The 17,489-nt window shown below is 66.0% G+C and carries 15 protein-coding genes; 5 read left to right on the top strand and 10 right to left on the bottom strand.

Features of this window, described 5'->3' with window-relative positions:
- Nucleotides 1–77: 77 nt before the first annotated feature.
- Together Q8Q80_RS19490 and Q8Q80_RS19485 are read right to left on the bottom strand one after the other, a co-directional pair.
- On the bottom strand, nucleotides 78–935 hold the full coding sequence (locus Q8Q80_RS19490; RefSeq protein WP_305634792.1) for a hypothetical protein: 858 nt from the start codon (nucleotides 933–935) through the stop codon (nucleotides 78–80).
- A gap of 12 nt (nucleotides 936–947) precedes the next feature.
- Nucleotides 948–1,631 (bottom strand): DUF4197 domain-containing protein, encoded by a 684-nt coding sequence (locus tag Q8Q80_RS19485; protein ID WP_305634791.1) that lies wholly within the window; start codon nucleotides 1,629–1,631, stop codon nucleotides 948–950.
- A 72-nt stretch (nucleotides 1,632–1,703) separates the two neighbouring features.
- Here Q8Q80_RS19485 and Q8Q80_RS19480 point away from each other — a divergent pair, with 72 nt between their 5' ends.
- The 5 genes from Q8Q80_RS19480 (at nucleotide 1,704) to Q8Q80_RS19460 (ending at nucleotide 7,536) form a co-directional block, all read left to right on the top strand.
- Entirely contained in the window at nucleotides 1,704–2,192 is a 489-nt protein-coding gene (locus tag Q8Q80_RS19480) for a TlpA disulfide reductase family protein (RefSeq protein WP_305634789.1), read from the top strand.
- Between the two features lie 41 nt (nucleotides 2,193–2,233).
- Complete coding sequence (locus Q8Q80_RS19475) at nucleotides 2,234–3,436, top strand: efflux RND transporter periplasmic adaptor subunit (RefSeq protein WP_305634787.1); 1,203 nt, start codon at nucleotides 2,234–2,236, stop codon at nucleotides 3,434–3,436.
- A 64-nt stretch (nucleotides 3,437–3,500) separates the two neighbouring features.
- The gene (locus Q8Q80_RS19470; protein WP_305634785.1) at nucleotides 3,501–4,724 is read left to right on the top strand and encodes an FtsX-like permease family protein; all 1,224 of its coding nucleotides are present in this window, start codon (nucleotides 3,501–3,503) and stop codon (nucleotides 4,722–4,724) included.
- Nucleotides 4,721–5,443, top strand: coding sequence for an ABC transporter ATP-binding protein (locus Q8Q80_RS19465; protein ID WP_305634783.1), 723 nt, complete (start codon nucleotides 4,721–4,723; stop codon nucleotides 5,441–5,443). The genes Q8Q80_RS19470 and Q8Q80_RS19465 overlap by 4 nt, the downstream gene beginning before the upstream one ends.
- Nucleotides 5,444–5,493: 50 nt before the next feature.
- Complete coding sequence (locus Q8Q80_RS19460) at nucleotides 5,494–7,536, top strand: site-specific recombinase (RefSeq protein WP_305634781.1); 2,043 nt, start codon at nucleotides 5,494–5,496, stop codon at nucleotides 7,534–7,536.
- Nucleotides 7,537–7,800: 264 nt separating this feature from the next.
- Here the strand turns inward: Q8Q80_RS19460 and Q8Q80_RS19455 are convergent, their stop codons facing one another.
- The 8 genes from Q8Q80_RS19455 to Q8Q80_RS19420 form a co-directional block, all read right to left on the bottom strand.
- Nucleotides 7,801–9,984 (bottom strand): primosomal protein N', encoded by a 2,184-nt coding sequence (locus Q8Q80_RS19455; RefSeq protein WP_305634779.1) that lies wholly within the window; start codon nucleotides 9,982–9,984, stop codon nucleotides 7,801–7,803.
- A gap of 351 nt (nucleotides 9,985–10,335) precedes the next feature.
- Complete coding sequence (gene hemE, locus Q8Q80_RS19450; RefSeq protein WP_305634777.1) at nucleotides 10,336–11,412, bottom strand: uroporphyrinogen decarboxylase; 1,077 nt, start codon at nucleotides 11,410–11,412, stop codon at nucleotides 10,336–10,338.
- Nucleotides 11,413–11,493: 81 nt separating this feature from the next.
- On the bottom strand, nucleotides 11,494–12,942 hold the full coding sequence (locus Q8Q80_RS19445; protein WP_305634775.1) for a TrkH family potassium uptake protein: 1,449 nt from the start codon (nucleotides 12,940–12,942) through the stop codon (nucleotides 11,494–11,496).
- The gene (trkA, locus tag Q8Q80_RS19440; RefSeq protein WP_305634773.1) at nucleotides 12,942–14,369 is read right to left on the bottom strand and encodes a Trk system potassium transporter TrkA; all 1,428 of its coding nucleotides are present in this window, start codon (nucleotides 14,367–14,369) and stop codon (nucleotides 12,942–12,944) included. Before trkA ends, Q8Q80_RS19445 begins: the two co-directional genes overlap by 1 nt.
- A 103-nt stretch (nucleotides 14,370–14,472) precedes the next feature.
- Nucleotides 14,473–15,099, bottom strand: coding sequence for an urease accessory protein UreG (gene ureG / locus Q8Q80_RS19435; RefSeq protein WP_305611153.1), 627 nt, complete (start codon nucleotides 15,097–15,099; stop codon nucleotides 14,473–14,475).
- Between the two features lie 211 nt (nucleotides 15,100–15,310).
- On the bottom strand, nucleotides 15,311–15,988 hold the full coding sequence (locus Q8Q80_RS19430) for an urease accessory protein UreF (RefSeq protein ID WP_305634771.1): 678 nt from the start codon (nucleotides 15,986–15,988) through the stop codon (nucleotides 15,311–15,313).
- Nucleotides 15,985–16,479 (bottom strand): urease accessory protein UreE, encoded by a 495-nt coding sequence (ureE, locus tag Q8Q80_RS19425; RefSeq protein WP_305634769.1) that lies wholly within the window; start codon nucleotides 16,477–16,479, stop codon nucleotides 15,985–15,987. The genes Q8Q80_RS19430 and ureE overlap by 4 nt, the downstream gene beginning before the upstream one ends.
- Nucleotides 16,480–16,613: 134 nt before the next feature.
- On the bottom strand, nucleotides 16,614–17,465 hold the full coding sequence (locus tag Q8Q80_RS19420; protein WP_305634768.1) for a DUF3800 domain-containing protein: 852 nt from the start codon (nucleotides 17,463–17,465) through the stop codon (nucleotides 16,614–16,616).
- Nucleotides 17,466–17,489: the final 24 nt, after the last annotated feature.

The raw sequence follows: 17,489 nt of genomic DNA, 5'->3' as shown, positions 1-17,489 counted from the left end.
GCCCTTGCAGTATCGACCGCCCTGCTGCGCACCGCATCGCCAGCGGAATTAAGCGCGGCTCAGGAAATTCATGAAGGTCACCGCACGACATCGACCTTCACCCACAGCCGGCGCTGCGACTGCACGTCGCGCGTGCCGTAGCGGGTGATGCCGCGCTCGCCGATCTGTTCGCTGTAGCCGCTGCCGCCCAGTTCCATCCATTCGCCCAGCCGGCCGCGCACCGTGCTGACCAGCCGCGCGGTACGGATTTCGCCATACTGCGTTTCGGACAGCGATTCCTTCTGCGGCGAAATGTCCAGCGTCACCTGATCGCCATTGACGCGCGGCATGGCGTAGAAGCCGCTGCCGATGTCGCGGTACTCGGTACCCTGCGAAATGGCGCCACCCCGCGGACCGGCGATGATCTGCGTGAACGGCACCGGAATCGAGCTGCCGACCTGGATGAAGGCCGAGCCGCCCTCGACCACCTGCACCCGCTGCGACAGCCGGTCGGCCGAATTGCCGCGGGTCGACCAGACACGCGTCGCGACCCGGCTGTCGCCGCTGCGACCTTCGATGACCGTGCCGTCTTCGCCTTGGTCAGCCGTACCGACCGACACGCCGCCGGCGCGCACCTCGCCCGACACGGCGGCGCCCTCGCGCCGGATCGAATCGTCGTTGTCGTGCCGCACCGAAATCATCAGGCTGCGCAGCGGCGTGTCGATCGCCTCGATCGCCTGCTTCACGGCCAGCCGCGTGGCGGCGTCGGCGCGAATGAAGATGCGGTTGTTGGCCCCCGAAAGTGCCGCATCTTCGCCGACCAGCGGCTGCAGCGCCGGCAGCACCTGATCGGTCGTGCGATGCTTCAGCGGAATGATGTCGAGCTTCACCTGCGCCCAGGACACAATCGGCGCGCACAGCGCCAGACACAGCAGGAGGTGAATGAAGCGCGACACCCGCGACCGCCCTTACCGGCCGAGCGCGCCGAACACCTTCTTGGCCAGACTGCCGGCGGCGCCGACCGGGTTCTTGCGGATCGCCTTCTCTTCTTCGGCCACCATCTTGAACAGGCCGTCGAGCGCCTTTTCGGTCACGTAGTTGTCGAGATCGGCGTCTTCCTTGCTGATCACGCCATACTTTGCGCCCTTGGACGCGAATTTTTCGTAACTCTTGGCGAGGCCCACCTTGTCCATCGCCTGCTGCACGATGGGCAGAAAACGTTCCTTCAGCTGGACCGATGTCTTGCCCTTGAAATACTCGGTGCCGGAGGTTTCGCCGCCGGTCAGGATCTTTTTGGCGTCGTCGACACTCATGTCCTTGACCGCGCCGACCAGCAGTTGCTTGGCCTCGGGCACGGCAGCCTCGGCGGCACGGTTCATCGCGGTGATCAGTTCGTCGGCCTGCTTCTTCATGCCGAAGGTGCGCATCAGCTTTTCGGCCTGCTGCAGGCCATCCGGCAGCGGAATCTTCACCGCCTTGTTCTTCAGGAAACCATCCTGCCTGCCCAGCATGTCGACCGCCTTGGCCGCACCCTGGGTCAGCGCCTCCTTGAGGCCGCCGCCGGCGTCCTTGTCGGTGAGGTCGGACAGCGACAGGGCCCACACCTGGGTGCACATGACAAGACAGGCCACAAAACCGACAATCGCACGCATGGTCGAAATCCTTCTGATTGAACGAACGAACTGAGTCACCGGAACACCTCAACGATTATGTCCCGCAAATGGATGTCACCGATAGTGCTGGCGGTGCTGCTCGGTCTGGTCTGGCTGCTGCGCGGCCAGGGCTTTCCGGATCAGGCGCCGGCCGTGCCGGTCGCGCTGCTGGACGGCGGCCGGGTCGATTTTTCGCAGCCGCAGGGCCAGGTCAGGCTGGTCAACTTCTGGTCGACCTCGTGTGCGCCGTGCATCCGCGGCATGCCGGCGCTGGCCGACACGCATCACCGCTACCAGGCACGCGGCCTCGACGTGGTTGCCGTGGCGATGAGCTATGACGCGCCCAGCCACGTGCAGGCCTTCACCCGTCGCGAGGCGCTGCCGTTTCGCGTAGGCTTCGACCCGGTCGGCGAGGTGGCGCGCGGTTTTGGCGGCGTCAATGCCACGCCGACCACGTACCTGATCGACCGGCAGGGCCAGGTGGTCAGGAAGATCATCGGCATTCCCGATCATGCGGCGCTCGATGCGCTGATCGAAAACCTGCTCGACGCACCGTCCTGAACCTCCGACCCTGAACCTCCGCCCCTGACGTCTTCTTCCCGATGAAATCCCGCTATCTGATCGCGCTGCTGCTGGCCGCTGCAGTGCTCGTTGCATGGCTGTTCTGGCCACGCGGCATCGCGGTGGATACCGCAGCCGTCACACGCGCGCCGCTGACCCAGAGCGTCGTGGCCACCGGCCGCATCGCGACGCCAGCGCGCATCGAACTGGGCACCCAGGTCACCGCCATCATCGACGCCGTCGCGGTGCGCGAAGGCGCACAGGTGAAGGCGGGCGACGCACTGGTCATGCTGCGCGCCGCCGATGCCGAGGCGGCGGTCGAGCAGGCGCGCACCCAGATCCAGGAGTCGCAGGCGCGCCTGCGCCAGAACGACGCCGTCACGTTGCCGGTGGCCGAACAGGCCGTGCGTCAGGCCGAAGCCAACCTTAAGGTGGCCGACGCCGAGTACCAGCGCGCGCAGACGCTGGTGGCGCAGCAGTTCTTCTCGCCGTCGAAACTCGACGAGGCGGCGCGCCAGCTCGACAACGCGCGCGCGCAGCTGCGCACCGTGCAGGCACAGCGTGACGCCAGCCTGCCGCGCGGCGCCGAGCGGCAGGGCGCGCAGGCGCGGCTGGCCCAGTCGCAGGCCGCGCTGGCGTCGGCCCAGGCGCGGCGCGACCTGCTGACGCTGCGGGCGCCGGTCGACGCGCTGGTCGTCGCGCGCGACGCCGAGCCGGGCGACGTGGCCCAGGCCGGGCGCGCGCTGCTGACGCTGGCGCAATCCGGCGAAACCCGCATCTACGCCACGCTGGACGAAAAGAACCTGCGCCATCTGCAGCTCGACGCGCGCGCGCAGGCGGTGGCGGACGCCTTCCCGGGACAGGCCTTCGAAGCCGTGGTCTATTACATCGCGCCGGCCATCGATGCCCAGCGCGGCACGGTCGAAGTGCGCCTGCGCGTGCCCGAACCACCGGCCTTCCTGAAGCCGGACATGACGGTGTCGGTCGAGGTGGTGATCGGTCGCAGCGAGTCGGCGCTGTCGCTGCCGCTCGAAGCGGTGCGCGACGTCGAAACGCCCGAACCCTGGGTGCTGCTGGCGCGCGCGGACGAGGCGGTGAAGGTGCCGGTGAAGACCGGCCTGCGCGGCGTCGGCCGGATCGAAATCACCGAAGGCCTGGCCGAAGGCGACGTCGCCATCCTGCCCGCCGGCGGCGCCCTCGACGGCGACCGCATCCGGGTCAAACAGAGGAAAGTTTCAAGATGAAAGATTCAAGCGAAAGCCTCGCCGGTCTGACTTGCATCTTTGATCCTGCATCCTGCATCTGACGATGGCCCGCCCGCGCCTGCCATTCGAATTCCTGGTTGCGCTGCGCTTCCTTCGCGAAGGGCGCATGCAGACCGCACTGATCCTGCTCGGCGTGACCGGCGGCGTGGCGGTCATCGTCTTTCTGTCGCAACTGATCGCCCAGCTGCAATCCACGATCATCGACCGCGTGCTGGGCAGTCAGGCGCATGTGGTCGTACGGCCGCTGGAAGAGGTGAATCTGCGCGCCCGCAGCGATCCCGCAAGCACCGCGGTGATCGAGCCGCGTGCCCAGCGGCTGCGTTCGATTGACCAGTGGGAAGCCATCGTGAAACTGGCCGAGGATCAGCCCGGCGTGGTGGCTGTATCACCCGTGGTCAGCGGCCCGGCGTTCGCACTGCGCGGGCGCGCCAGCAAGTCGGTCGCACTGCTTGGCGTCGAACCCGACCGCTACCGGCGCATCGTCAAGATGGACACCTATATGGTGCGCGGCAAGTTCCAGGTCGAGGGCACGAATGCCATCATCGGCACCGAACTGGCGAAGGACCTCGGCGTGACGGTCGGCGACAAGGTGTTCCTGCGCGCCGCTGGCGGGCGCGACGAACTGCTGCAGGTCACCGGCCTGTTCGACATCGGCAACAAGGACCTGAACCGACGCTGGGTGTTCACGACGATGAAGCTCGCGCAGTCGCTGCTCGATCTGCCGGGCGGCGTATCGAACATCGACATCACGGTGACCGACATCTTCGATGCCAGCGAGGTGGCGGCGCGGCTGCAGGCGGGCAGCGGCATGACGGTGGACAGCTGGATGACGACCAATTCGCAGCTGCTGGCGGCGCTGCGCAACCAGTCGGTGTCGAACAACCTGATCCGCAGCTTCGTCATCATCATCGTCGCGCTCGGCATTTCCAGCGTGCTGGTGGTGAGCGTGGTGCAGAAGCAGAAGGAGATCGGCATCCTGCGCGCCATGGGCACCAGTTCGAACCGCATCATGGGCGTGTTCCTGCTGCAGGGCGCGCTGGTCGGTTTCGTCGGTGCACTGTCGGGCGTGGGACTGGCCTGGGCGCTGCTGCAGATCTTTTCGACCATCTACCGCACCGGCGACGGCGCGCCCATCTTCGAGCCTCAGCTCGACACCGGCATCGCGCTGTCGGCGGCCGGCATCGCGCTGGCGGTCGGTGTGCTGGCGGCGCTGATTCCGGCGCGCCGCGCCGCCAAGATGGACCCTGTCCAGGCGATCCGTGCATGACTGATGCGGCCGGCAAACCCGCCATCATTTCGATGCGCGGCCTGCGCAAGTCCTACGGCGTCGGCACGCCGGTGGAAACCGAAGTGCTGCACGGCATCGATGCCGATCTTGCCGAAGGCGAATTCTGTGCGCTGATCGGCCCCAGCGGCTCGGGCAAAAGCACACTGCTGAACCTGATCGGCCTGCTGGAGCCGCCCACTGCCGGCGAACTTTCGGTCGCCGGACAGTCGACAACAGGGTTGAACGAACAGGCGCTGACGGTGCTGCGCGGCCGTCACATCGGCTTCGTATTCCAGTTCCATCATCTGTTGCCGGCCTTCACGGCACTCGAAAACGTCATGATGCCGGCCATCATCGCGCACGGCGTGGCGACCGCTGAGGACGAGGCGGTGGCGCACGACCTGCTGGCGCGGGTGGGGCTGTCAAGCCATGAATACAAGAAGGCCGGTCAGCTGTCGGGCGGTCAGCAGCAGCGGGTGGCGATCGCCCGCGCGCTGTCGCTGTCACCGCGCCTGATTCTGGCCGACGAACCGACCGGCAATCTCGACACGCACACCGCGGATGATATCTTCGCGCTGTTGCGTGAATTCAACCGCGAGCGGGGCAGCGCCTGCCTCATCGTGACGCACGACCCGCGACTGGCCGCCCGCTGCGACCGTCGCATCGAACTGGTCGATGGCCGCCTCGCGGCTTCGACGTCTGTTGCAGAACCAGCCTGACCCCGCGCGGCGGGGTTGTTTCGATCCGACTGTTTCCGCATGGATTTCGCATGACCTCTGCCAACAACGCTTATCCGTCGGCCCTGCTGGCCCTGCTTGAAGACGCTGCGCGCCGCCCGGACGACAGCAGTGGAGACCGGCTGACCAGTCTGGTGGCGCTGCTCCGCCCGCACGGCCGCGAAGGCCTGGCTGCGGCCGAATCGCGTTTTCACGGCCTGTTGCGCCTGCTCGCCAGCCGCCCGGACCTCGCCGGCGCGTTGTCGCACTACCTGAAGACGGTGCTGGTATCGCGCATGCACCGCACGCTGTATTCCGAATCCGGCGTGCTGGCCAACCAGGGCTTTTTCAGCGGCCTCGTCAGCCGTGTGCTCGGCCGCATGCTGCCACCGGCGATCAATGACGACTTCCTGCGTGACCTGTTCAGCGAAGTGTTCGACGCCGCCGACGACGGCGAATGGATGATGGCCATTCCGCGCGAAGACTGGGAAACGCTGTTCGAGCGGCTGGATCTGGACGGCGAGACCTTCGCTGCGGCGCGCCGGCACTGCCGGCACGAACTGTTTGAAGCCATGCGCATGGCGTCGCACCGGCTGGCTGCACTGGGCATGGAACCGGCGCTGCTGCGCTACATGCCGGCGCTGGCGCGGCACGAGTCGCCTTTCCTTGCGCAGAGCGACGAAGTGCGCGAACTGATCCGGCTGCATGCCGGGAGCGAAACGCCTCAACCTTACGACGGCCACTTCGAAGTGCTGCTTGATCAGTGCAGCAGCTATATCGACACGATCCGGCGGCGTTCGCGCGAAGCCGGCGTGGGCGTGAATCTCGTGTTCCTGCTGGCCCGCATCGAACAGATCGCCGACCGCCTGCGCCTGCTGCGCACGCTGGCGCTGCCCGACAAGGCCGATGACCGACCCGCCTTGCGTGCCCGCGCGATCGATTTCTTCCTGCGGCTGGTGCAGCAGGAAAATCGCCGCAACAGCCTGCGTGACCTGTTCACCGGCACCACGCAGTTGCTGGCACGCCGGGTGACCGAGCAGGCCAGCCGTTCGGGCGAACACTATGTAACGGGCACGCGCAGCGAGTTCGTCGCCATGTTCCGCGCCGCAGCCGGCGCCGGCGTGATCATCGGCACCATGGCGCTGATCAAGATCCTGATTTCCAGACTCGGGCTGCCGCCGGTATGGGAAGCCGTTGCCTACAGCCTCGACTACGGTCTGGGCTTCGTGCTGATCCATATCCTGCACCTGACCATCGCCACCAAACAGCCGGCGATGACGGCCGCCACGCTTGCCGCCGCGCTCGACGGCAAGCAGAGCCGCGACGCGCGCCTGGGCGTGCTGGTCGAACTGGCGGCACAGGTCAGCCGTACGCAGTGGATATCGATTGCCGGCAACGTCAGCATCGGCTTCATCATGGCGCTGTCCATCGCCATGACGGCGGGCCAGTTCATCGACTGGCATCCGGTCGACCCGGTCAAGGGCGCCCACCTGCTGCACGACCTGCACCCCTGGCAGAGTCTCGCCATCCTGCACGCGGCGATCGCCGGTGTGTTCCTGTTCCTCAGCGGCCTGATTTCCGGCTACTACGACAACCAGTCGCTGTACCACCGCGTACCGGAGCGCCTGATGCGCGTGAAATGGCTGCGCGCCGTGCTCGGCGAAGCCCGGCTGGCACGCTTCGCACGCTATATCGAACTCAACCTGGGCGCGCTGGCCGGCAACTTCCTGTTCGGCTGCATGCTCGGCAGCACGCCGGTCATCGGCACCCTGCTCGGACTGCCGCTGGACATCCGCCACGTCGCGTTCGCGTCGGCCAATCTCGCCTACGGTCTCGAAGCGTTGAGCTTCGATGTGGACTGGCACGCCATCGCCATCGGCGCGCTCGGTGTCGTGCTGATCGGCCTGACCAACCTGACCGTGAGCTTCAGCCTCGCGATGCGGGTGGCCCTGCGCTCGCGCGGCATCCAGCCGGAACACACGCGCGGACTGTCAGTGAAGCTCGCCCGGCGCTTCCTGACCCGCCCGCGCGACTTCTTCTGGCCGCCGAAGGACCCGCCCGCCGAGGCCGAACAGCTCAGCGAACCCGGACGTTGATCGTGCCCCCGCCGCGTATTCGGGGTGGGGATCGCCAGCGGGCGCGGCGCGGGGGTTTCGGCGAGCACCGCGACGGCTTCACGACTGGCGACGTCGCTTGTAGGAGCGGGCCCCGTCCGCGATACACGCGTTGATCGTGCCCAGTCGCGTATTCGGGGTGCGGATCGCCTGCAGGGCAGGCTCCTGCGAAAACCATCAAACGTTCAAAGCGCCGGCGACGTTTTTCGCAGGAGCGGACCCCGTCTGCGATGCGCACGGTGATCGCTACACCTCCAGCGGGTCGACGTCGATGTGCCAGCGCAGGCCGCGTGCGAGGCGCAGGCGGTACAGGTTGTCGAGCCACGGAATGAGCAGCGCACGCAGCGGCGGGCGGCTGCGCGCTTCGACCACCAACTGGGCGCGCTCGCGCCCGGCCCGACGCACCATGCGCATCGGCACCACGTCGTACACCCGCACGCCTTCGACGTCGAGCGCCAGCGCGGCGCGGCGGGCGGCGGCGAGAAATTCGGTGGCCAGTGCCAGCTCGGGCGCGTCGGCGCTCAGCATGATCTGGAAGCCGTGCGGCGGCAGACCCAGCTGGGCGCGTTCGGCCAGCTGGCTGCGCGCGAAGCCGTCGAAGTCGTGCGCGCGCAGCGCGGCGAACAACGGGTGATCGGGCTGCGCCGTCTGGATCAGAACTTCGCCGGCGGTACCGGCCCGGCCGGCACGGCCGCCGACCTGCATCAGCTGGGCGAACAGCCGCTCCTGCGCGCGGAAGTCGGCGGCGTGCAGCGACGCGTCGGCGCCGACCACGCCAACCAGCGTGATGCCCGGAAAATCGTGGCCCTTGGCGAGCAGTTGCGTGCCGACCACCAGATCGACCGCGCCCGAGCGGATCAAATCGAGCTGCTGCTGCCAGTGTTCGCGCCCGCGCACGTTGTCGCGGTCGATGCGCAGCAGGCGCGCCGCCGGGAAGCGGCTGGCCAGCGTTTCTTCGAGGCGCTGGGTGCCGCGGCCGTAGCCCTGGATGTCCTGATTGCCGCAGGTCGGACAGGCGCGCGGCACCGGGCCTTCGGCGCCACAGTGGTGACAGCGGAGCCGACGATCCACCGCATGCAGCACCAGATGGGCGGAACACTGGGTGCAGCTCGCCGCCCAGCCGCACGCCGGACAGCTCAGCACCGGCGCGTAACCGCGTCGGTTGATGAACAGCAGACTCTGTTCACCCCGTTCCAGCCGCTGTTCGATGGCCTTGAGCAGGGGTGCGCTGAGGCCTTCTTCGGCGCGCTGCACGCGCGTATCGATCAGTTTGACCGTCGGCAGACTGGCGTCGCCGGCGCGCGTGGTGAGACGCAGCCAGCGGTAGCGGCCCTCGATGGCGTGGCGCAACGATTCCAGCGACGGCGTCGCGCTGCCCAGCACGATCGGCACATCTTCCGCGCGCGCGCGCCAGATCGCGACGTCGCGCGCCGAATAGCGCACGCCTTCGGTCTGCCGGAACGACGCGTCGTGCTCCTCGTCGAGCACGATGCAACCCAGGCGCGGCAGCGGCACGAACACCGCCAGCCGCGTACCGAGCACGATGTCCGCCTCGCCGGACTGCGCGGCCGCCCAGGCCATCGCGCGCGCGCCGTCGCTCATTTCACTGTGCATCACGTGCAGGCAGGCGCGCGGAAAGCGCGCCGCGACACGCGCCTGCAACTGCGGTGTCAACGCGATTTCCGGCACCAGCAGCAGGCTTTGCCGTCCGGCGGCGATCTGCGTTTCGATCAGCCGCAGATAGACTTCGGTCTTGCCGCTGCCGGTCACGCCGTGCAGCAGGCTGACCGCGTAACCGGGGCGCTCCAGCAGCGCCGCCAGCGCGCTGGCCTGGTCGGTGCCGAGCGCATGTCCCGTTTCGGCTGGCGCATCGGCCAGCGCGATTTCGATCAGGCCGCGTTCAAGCAGCGTTTGCATCACCGTACCGGCGCGCGCCGACAGCGCGCGCAATTCGCCCTCGTTCAGCGACCCGGCGTCGATCAGCGCAGTGATGAGTTTGCGACCGACGTCGCGCGCCGACAGGGCGTCGAGCTCGGAGCGGCCGGCGTCGGTGGCGCGCAACCGGCGCACCGCTCTCTGCGCGCGCGTGGCACTGATCGCCGGCGGCGCGGCCATCGCGGCGACTTCGCCGATCGGCTGCTGATAATAGTGGGCGACGAAATCGACCAGTGCGCGCCAGCTGGCCGGCAACGGCACGCTCCGGGTGTCGACGGCGAGCAGCGACTTGATGCGCGCCGGGTCGAGGTCGGCGCTGGCGCACCAGCCCCAGGCGATGCCCCAGACTTCACTGCGGCCGAACGGTACCCGGACACGGCAGCCCGGTTCGACCTCGGGGAAAGCCGACGCGTCATAGTCGAACAGCGTCGGAATCGGCCGCGCCAGCGCCACCCGCAACAAGCTACCGGGTGGTCGCAGTGACGCGCTATCCAAGGCCTGTCGGGCGCTATCAATGGATTCAGTCACTTGCGGCATATCGTTCAAGAAGACTGATCGATCCGGGCCGCAAGCCACTCAGGCGACACGGGTTTGAGGCGTGAAAAGGCTGTGGATAACTTTGTGGGAAACTTCGTTGCAATCAGTGACTTGACCGGACGCTTTTTCCACCAAATTTTTGAACAGGCGTCAAGAAAAAAACTTATCCATTAAAACCAATCACTTGGCCATCAAGGAAAAACCGGCTTGTCCGTCTGTGGCGTGCCGGCGCCCTGAGCGGCCGACTGTGCATAAGTCAACCCCTGCGGCACTTTTGTACACCTTGCGCAAAGCGCCGCAGGACGCGGTTCATACGCCTGCAGCGGCGCGAATCGACCGGCTGTGGCGGTGTACGGCTTCCACCAGCGCGGAAACGTGCTCCGGGGGCGTGTGTTGCGAAATGCCGTGGCCGAGATTGAACACATGACCCGGGTGCGGACCGTAACTGTCGAGAATGCGCTCGGCTTCCCGGGCGATCGACGCCGGATGCGCGAACAGCGCGGTCGGATCGAAATTGCCCTGCAGCGCGACCTTGTGACCGACGCGCTGGCGCGCCAGACCGATGTCGGTCGTCCAGTCCAGCCCGAGTGCATCGGCGCCGGCTTCGGCCTGCGCTTCCAGCCACTGCCCGCCGCCCTTGGTGAACATGATGACCGGCACGCGCTCGCCGTCGTGCTCGCGCTTCAGGCCGGCAATGATGCGCTGCATGTAGGCCAGCGAAAATTCGAGATAGCCGTGCGCCGACAGGGCACCGCCCCATGAATCGAAAATCATGACCGCCTGCGCGCCGGCTTCGATCTGCGCATTCAGGTAGTCGGTGACCGCCTGCGCGGTGACGTCCAGCAGGTGGTGCAGCAGATCGGGGCGGTCCAGCATCAGCGTCTTCAGGTGACGGTAGTCATCCGATGCACCGCCTTCGACCATATAGCTGGCCAGTGTCCACGGGCTGCCCGAGAAGCCGATCAGCGGTACCGAATTGTCGAGCGCGCGGCGGATTTCGCTGACCGCATCGACGACATAGCGCAATTCGGCGTGCGGATCGGGCGCCCGCAGTGCATGGATGGCGGCTTCCGAGCGCACCGGACGTTCGAACTTCGGGCCTTCGCCTTCGGCAAAGTACAGGCCCAGCCCCATCGCATCGGGCACGGTCAGGATGTCGGAAAACAGGATGGCGGCGTCGAGCGGGAAACGTTCCAGCGGCTGCAGCGTGACTTCGCAGGCCATGGCCGGCGACTTGCACAGCTGCAGGAAGCTGCCGGCGCGACGGCGCGTCGCGCAGTACTCAGGCAGGTAGCGGCCGGCCTGGCGCATCAGCCAGATCGGCGTGTGATCGGTCGGCTGGCGCAGCAGTGCGCGCAGGAAGGCGTCGTTGCGGGGAGCGGCCATGGTGAGTCCCGGAGGGTTGGTACGAGCGGTTTTCGCAGGCCGCAAGGATAGCCGATGCGGCCGCCCCTCGGCGAGGCGGCACTACTTGCGCCAGAAGCCCGGCGTGAAGAGGATGAGCAGCGAAAAAACTTCGAGACGCCCCAGCAGCATGGCGAAGCTGCACACCCAGGTCTGGAAGTCGGTCAGTGACGAAAAATTGGTGGCCGGGCCGACTTCCTGCAGGCCGGGGCCGATGTTGTTGATGCATGAAAACGCGGCCGTGAAGGCGGTCAGGAAATCGCCGCCGGACAGCAGCAACACGAAGGTCACGAGCACGATGCTCATGAAGTACACGAAGATGAAACCCAGCACCGCTTGCGCCACGCGATCCGGCACCGGGGTGCGGCCGACACGCAGCGGATACACCGCCGCAGGGTGGATGAGGCGCACCATTTCGCGCCGGCTCTGGCCCATCAGTACCAGCGTGCGCATCATCTTGATGCCGCCGCCGGTCGAACCCGAACTTGCCGTGATTGCGCCGAGAAACAGCATCCACAGCGGCGCAAACAGCGGCCAGGTGCCGTAATCGGTACTGGCGTAACCGCTGCTGGTCGCGATCGACACCAGGTTGAAGGCCACATGGCGCGCGGTCAGCAGAAAATCTTCGTGCACGTCCTGAAAATGGATGTAGAGCGTAAGGCCGACAAAACTGCTACCCAGCACGAGCAGGATGGATTTGGCTTCGGCATCGCGCAGGTAGGGCCCGACCGAGCGGCGCTGGAAGGCGACGAAGTGGGTCGCGAAGTTCATGCTCGCAAAGATCATGAACAGGATCAGCACCCCTTCGATGACGACCGAGTCGAAGGCGCCGATGCTCGCGTCACGGGTCGAAAACCCACCCAGCCCGAGCGCGGAAAACCCGTGGCAGATGGCGTCTATCCAGTCCATGCCAGCCAGCTTCAGTGAAAGGATGCACAGGATAGTCAGGCCGATGTACATCGAATACAGGGCCTTGGCCGTATCGGTGATGCGGGCTGTCAGCTTGTTTTCCTTCATCGGACCGGGCATTTCAGCCTTGTACAGCTGCATGCCCCCGACACCGAGCAGCGGCAGGATGGCGACCGCAAACACGATGATGCCCATGCCGCCCAGCCACTGCAGCAGGTGGCGCCACAGGTTCAGTGCCGGCGGCAGCGTGTCGAGCCCGACCAGCGTGGTGGCGCCGGTCGTGGTCAGCGACGACATCGCCTCGAACAGCGCATCGGTGAAGCTCAACGATTCAAGTGTGAGCATGAAGGGCACCGTGGCGATGACCGCCATGCACAGCCAGGCCGAACTGACCAGCATGAAGCCGTCGCGCGGCTTGAGTTCGGCGTAGCGCCCGCGCGTGCCCAGATAAAGCAGCAGTCCGCTGACCGCACTGATCGCCATGCCGTCGACGAAAGGCATGGCCGAGCCGTCGTCGTAGATCAGTGCGCAGGCGATCGGCACGAGGTAGGCCGCGCTGAACACGATCAGCAGGCGGCCCAGTACATTGATGACCGACAGCATCAGAGAAACCCGAAGCCGACCTGGAACAGCCGCTCGACGCGCGACACCAGCTTCTGGCTGGAGCAGAACACGATCACGTGGTCTTCCGGTTCGATCACCGTGTCGTGGTGCGGAATGATCACCACGTCGTGCGTTTGCTGCACCGCCTGATCGGACACGCCTATCGTGACCGGCCGATCCGTGCGGCGCACGATGGCGGCGATCAGGGCGCCTTCGGGCAGACCGATTTCCTCAATCGGCCGGCCGATCACCTTCGACGTCTTGCGGTCGCCATGGACCACCAGTTCGAGCGCCTCGGCGGCACCGCGGCGCAGGCTGTGCACCGCAACCACGTCACCGCGGCGTACGTGGGCGAGCAGCGAACCGATCGACACCTGGGCCGGCGAAATGGCGATGTCGATCGCGCCCGCCTGCACCAGGTCGACGTAGGCCTTGCGGTTGATCAGCGCGACGACGCGACGCGCACCCATGCGCTTGGCCATCAGGCTGGACATGATGTTGTTCTCGTCGTCGTTGGTGAGCGCGAGATACAGGTCCATGTCGTCGATGTTCTCGGCTTCCAGCAACACCTCGTCGGTGGTGTCGCCGGCCAGTACCAGCGTCTTCGGCAGATGGGTGGACAGGAACTCCGCGCGCACCCTCGAGTGTTCGATCAGCTTGAGCTCGTAATCCTTTTCGAGCGATGTGGCGAGCCGGAAGCCGATGTTGCCGCCGCCGGCGATCATGATGCGGCGCATCGGCTTGTCGAGCCGGCGCAGTTCGGCGGTGACCGCGCGGATGTGTTCGCTGGCCGCCAGACAGAACACCTCGTCACCCGGTTCGATCACCGTATTGCCGTCGGGAATGATGGCGTTGTTGCGCCGGTAGATGGCCGCGATGCGGGCGTCGATGCCCGGCAGGTGCTGACGCAGCGCCTTCACCGGCCCGCCGACCAGCGGCCCGCCGCCGACCGCGCGCACCGCCACCATCGTCACCCGGCCCTTGCCGAATTCGAGCACCTGCAGCGCTTCCGGAAAAGCGATCAGCCGCTTCAGGTAGTCGGTGACTTCCTGTTCCGGACAGATCGAGAAATCGACCGCAAAGTTGTCGTCGTCCAGCAGCTGCGGATAGTCGGCGTAATCGATCGAGCGCAGCCGGGCGATGCGGGTGGGCAGATTGAACAGCGTCTGCGCGATGCGACAGGCGCACAGATTGGTCTGGTCGGACGCGGTGACCGCGATCAGCAGGTCGGCATCTTCGGCGCCGGCCTGGCGCATCACCAGCGGACTGGCGCCGTTGCCGAACACCACGCGCAGGTCCAGCCTGTCCTGCAATGCCTGCAGACGATCGGCGTCGGTATCGACAACAGTGATGTCGTTCGATTCCGACACCAGATTTTCGGCCACTGACGAGCCGACCTGACCCGCGCCCAGGATGATGATCTTCACGCGCCCGCCTTGCGAAAAAGTTGCGCGAGTGTAGCGGCAACACGGCTGCTGCGGTGCAGCAGCGCGGTGTTCAGCCGGCTTTCACTCAGGTTTCACTCGGAATTCAGACGCCGCCCAGCATGCCTTCGCGCTCGATGAAGGCGATGATGAAGTCGAGGTTGTGGCCGGTTTTCATGTTCGAGAACACGAACGGTCGCTCGCCGCGCATCTTTTTCGCGTCGCGCTCCATCACCTCCAGCGACGCGCCGACCATGGGCGCGAGATCGATCTTGTTGATGATGAGCAGGTCGGACTTGCAGATGCCCGGCCCGCCCTTGCGCGGAATCTTGTCGCCAGCTGCCACGTCGATCACGTACAGCGTAAGGTCGGACAGTTCCGGGCTGAAGGTCGCCGCAAGATTGTCGCCGCCGGATTCGATCAGGATCACGTCCAGCCCGGAAAAGCGCGCATTGAGCCGCGCAACGGCTTCCAGGTTGATCGACGCGTCCTCGCGGATCGCGGTGTGCGGGCAGCCGCCGGTTTCCACACCGATGATGCGTTCCGGCGGCAGCGCCTGGTTGCGCACCAGAAACTGGGCGTCTTCTTCGGTGTAGATGTCGTTGGTCACCGCCGCGATGTTGTAGCGGCTGCGCAGCGCAAGGCACAGCGCGAGCGTCAGCGCCGTCTTGCCCGAACCGACCGGGCCGCCGATGCCCACGCGCAGCGGCGGGCGGGGAGTGGGTGAAGTCATGAGGTGTCCTTTCAGGCTGAAATCATTCTGCGCACGTAATTGACGCACGGATCGCGGGCAGGGCCCGCTCCGAAGGGCAGCACCGCACAAGGTTCTCGCAGGAGCGGGCCCTGCCCGCGATCCGTCTGCAAGCAACCGACAGGCCCCGGGTTGGTCACCTCTCGTCGCACCGGATCGGCGCCCGAACGAGACAACGGATCAAGTGCCGCCGTCATGATCTGAACAACCGCGAATACTGCGTTTCGTGTCGGCAACTGGCGATGGCCAGACCGGGCGCGAAGTTGCTCCAGTCGGCACGCGGCAGGTTGATGGCGGCGTCGACGCGCGACGGGATGGCCTCGCCCAGCATCATCAGCAGGCGCTGGCCGGCGGTCTGGCCGAGCGGCACCGCCTTGATCGCCGCCATCACCTGATTTTCCGCCCAGGCCCAGGTCCAGGCGGTCAGCGCCGGTGCGACCGGAACATCGAGCGCCGCTGCGGCGCCGGACCAGGCGGTGGGAAACGCCGGCTCGTGGATGTCCGCAAGCGCATCGGCGACGCCGCGGCAGGCGTCGAGCGCCTTGAGCAACTGCGTGCACGAATAGCCCATCTGCACCGTTTCGGCGCGCAGTTCGGCCGCCTCGCGGCTGGCCAGATAGTCGTCGTTGAGCGCCGCGAGCGCGCTGTGATCGGCCGCTGACCAGGCGCGCATCAGCGTCGCCAGCAAAGGCAGTTCAAAGCGCGCGACACCGGCGTCGAGCACGGCCCGTATCCATTCGCCGGCATCCGCTTCGGTGCGGATGGCGCCGCCATCCACCTGCCACTCCAGCCCCTGCGAATAGCTGAACGCACCGACCGGCAGCGTCGGGCTGGCCAGATGCAGCAGGCGGACAAGCGCCAGGGGTGTCACGCAGCGCCACCAAACAGATGCAGTTTCGCGCCGGTTTCCTCGGCATGGGCGTGCGTGTGGTGCGCCGGCTGGCCGCCATAGGCGCCGGCCTCCGGTTCGAAGGGCGCGCGGGCTTCGGTCACCTCCAGCCCCAGACCTGCCAGCATCTGCGCCAGCACATGGTCGGCGGCCAGCCGCAGCAGGCCGGACTGCACTTCGACCGCTACATGGCGATTGCCGAGGTGATAGGCCGCCCGCGCGACGAGCAGCGCATCGGCGCTGCGCGCCTCGGTCACCGTTTCGGCGGCCGCAACGACCTGCACGACGCGGCCATCGTTGCCAGCCAGCCGGTCGCCGCTGCGCAGTATCGTGCCGCGCGGCAGGAACAGGCCGACCTCTTCGCCCGAATCGAGGTGCGTGCGCAGCCGGCATTTGGCGCGCAGCTCGAAAGAAAGCGTCAGTGTTCCGGCCGGCACGGCGTCGGCCGGCGCGAAGGATTCGATCAGCAGCATGTAGCAGAAGGTAGTATTGGTATAACGCTATTCATCGCGTGTTCATCATCTGTTTATTGCACGCCTGTACAGATTGGCTTAGAATTTGCGGAAATGGACTGGGAGAACCCGGTCGGCGTCTGGCCTCGGTGAGTTCACCGGGGCTTTTCGCTTTCTGGGGACGGATAAATCTTCAGGCCCCAGTTCTCGAAACCTTCCCCCACTTTGCTCCGCCCGCCGCTACAGAAGAATTTGCGTCGCAATGCCTCAAAGGCGCGGTTGGCTTGTCCCGGTCGCAATACGCTTAGACCAATGGGCCTGGCTACCAGATCTGCCAGTTGCAGACCGGACGAATTCACTTGCTTGTTGGCGAACACGATGTCGAATGGAAGCGCGATTCCCGGCCGATTGGCGCCGTCGCAGATGCGACGGAACTCAAGCTCCAGTTCTCCATCCTCCTTCTTGCCCCGGCACTCAACGACCACGTGGGTCTTGGCTCCGTCTTGCTTTTTCTCCTGCATCAACTCGTAAAGCGTCTCCAGGCAGAAGCCCAGCGCCAGGTGGTAGGGGTTCTCGGGCACACCGCCGCGACTGCGCAGTTGCATCTTGTCAATCACACAGCTGATCAGGATGAAGTTGCTCTGATCGATGATGTCCGTCAGTTCATCGAGAAACCGTTGCTTGTTATGGCGGTTGGCAAAACGGAATGCCCCGGTCTCCTTGCGGATTTCGGTTTCATGCAGCACGACCAGATCGTGCCCGAAGTGGTGGAATTTGAACTTCTGCAGCGCTGGTGCAACCCATTCAGCGTAATGACGTTTATGAAAAACGCAAAAAGCCAGTACGAACAGGGGGTAGTTGGGATCCAGGGTCTGCATGCCGTGATCGCCACTTTCGTCGACGTACACGACGTAGTTGCTGAACTTCCCTGTAGCTGCCTCAGCCGACGGCTCACTTTCCTCAACGTCGAATAGACCAAACTGCGGATGCCCTCCATTGTTTGTCATGCGGCCTCCTTCGTTTGATGGCCG

The sequence above is a fragment of the Methyloversatilis sp. genome, assembly GCF_030698125.1.
In the GTDB taxonomy this organism is placed as follows: Bacteria; Pseudomonadota; Gammaproteobacteria; order Burkholderiales; family Rhodocyclaceae; genus Methyloversatilis.
The sequence above is the reverse complement of the archived record's forward strand: the minus strand, read 5'-3'. Positions and strand labels throughout refer to the sequence as shown.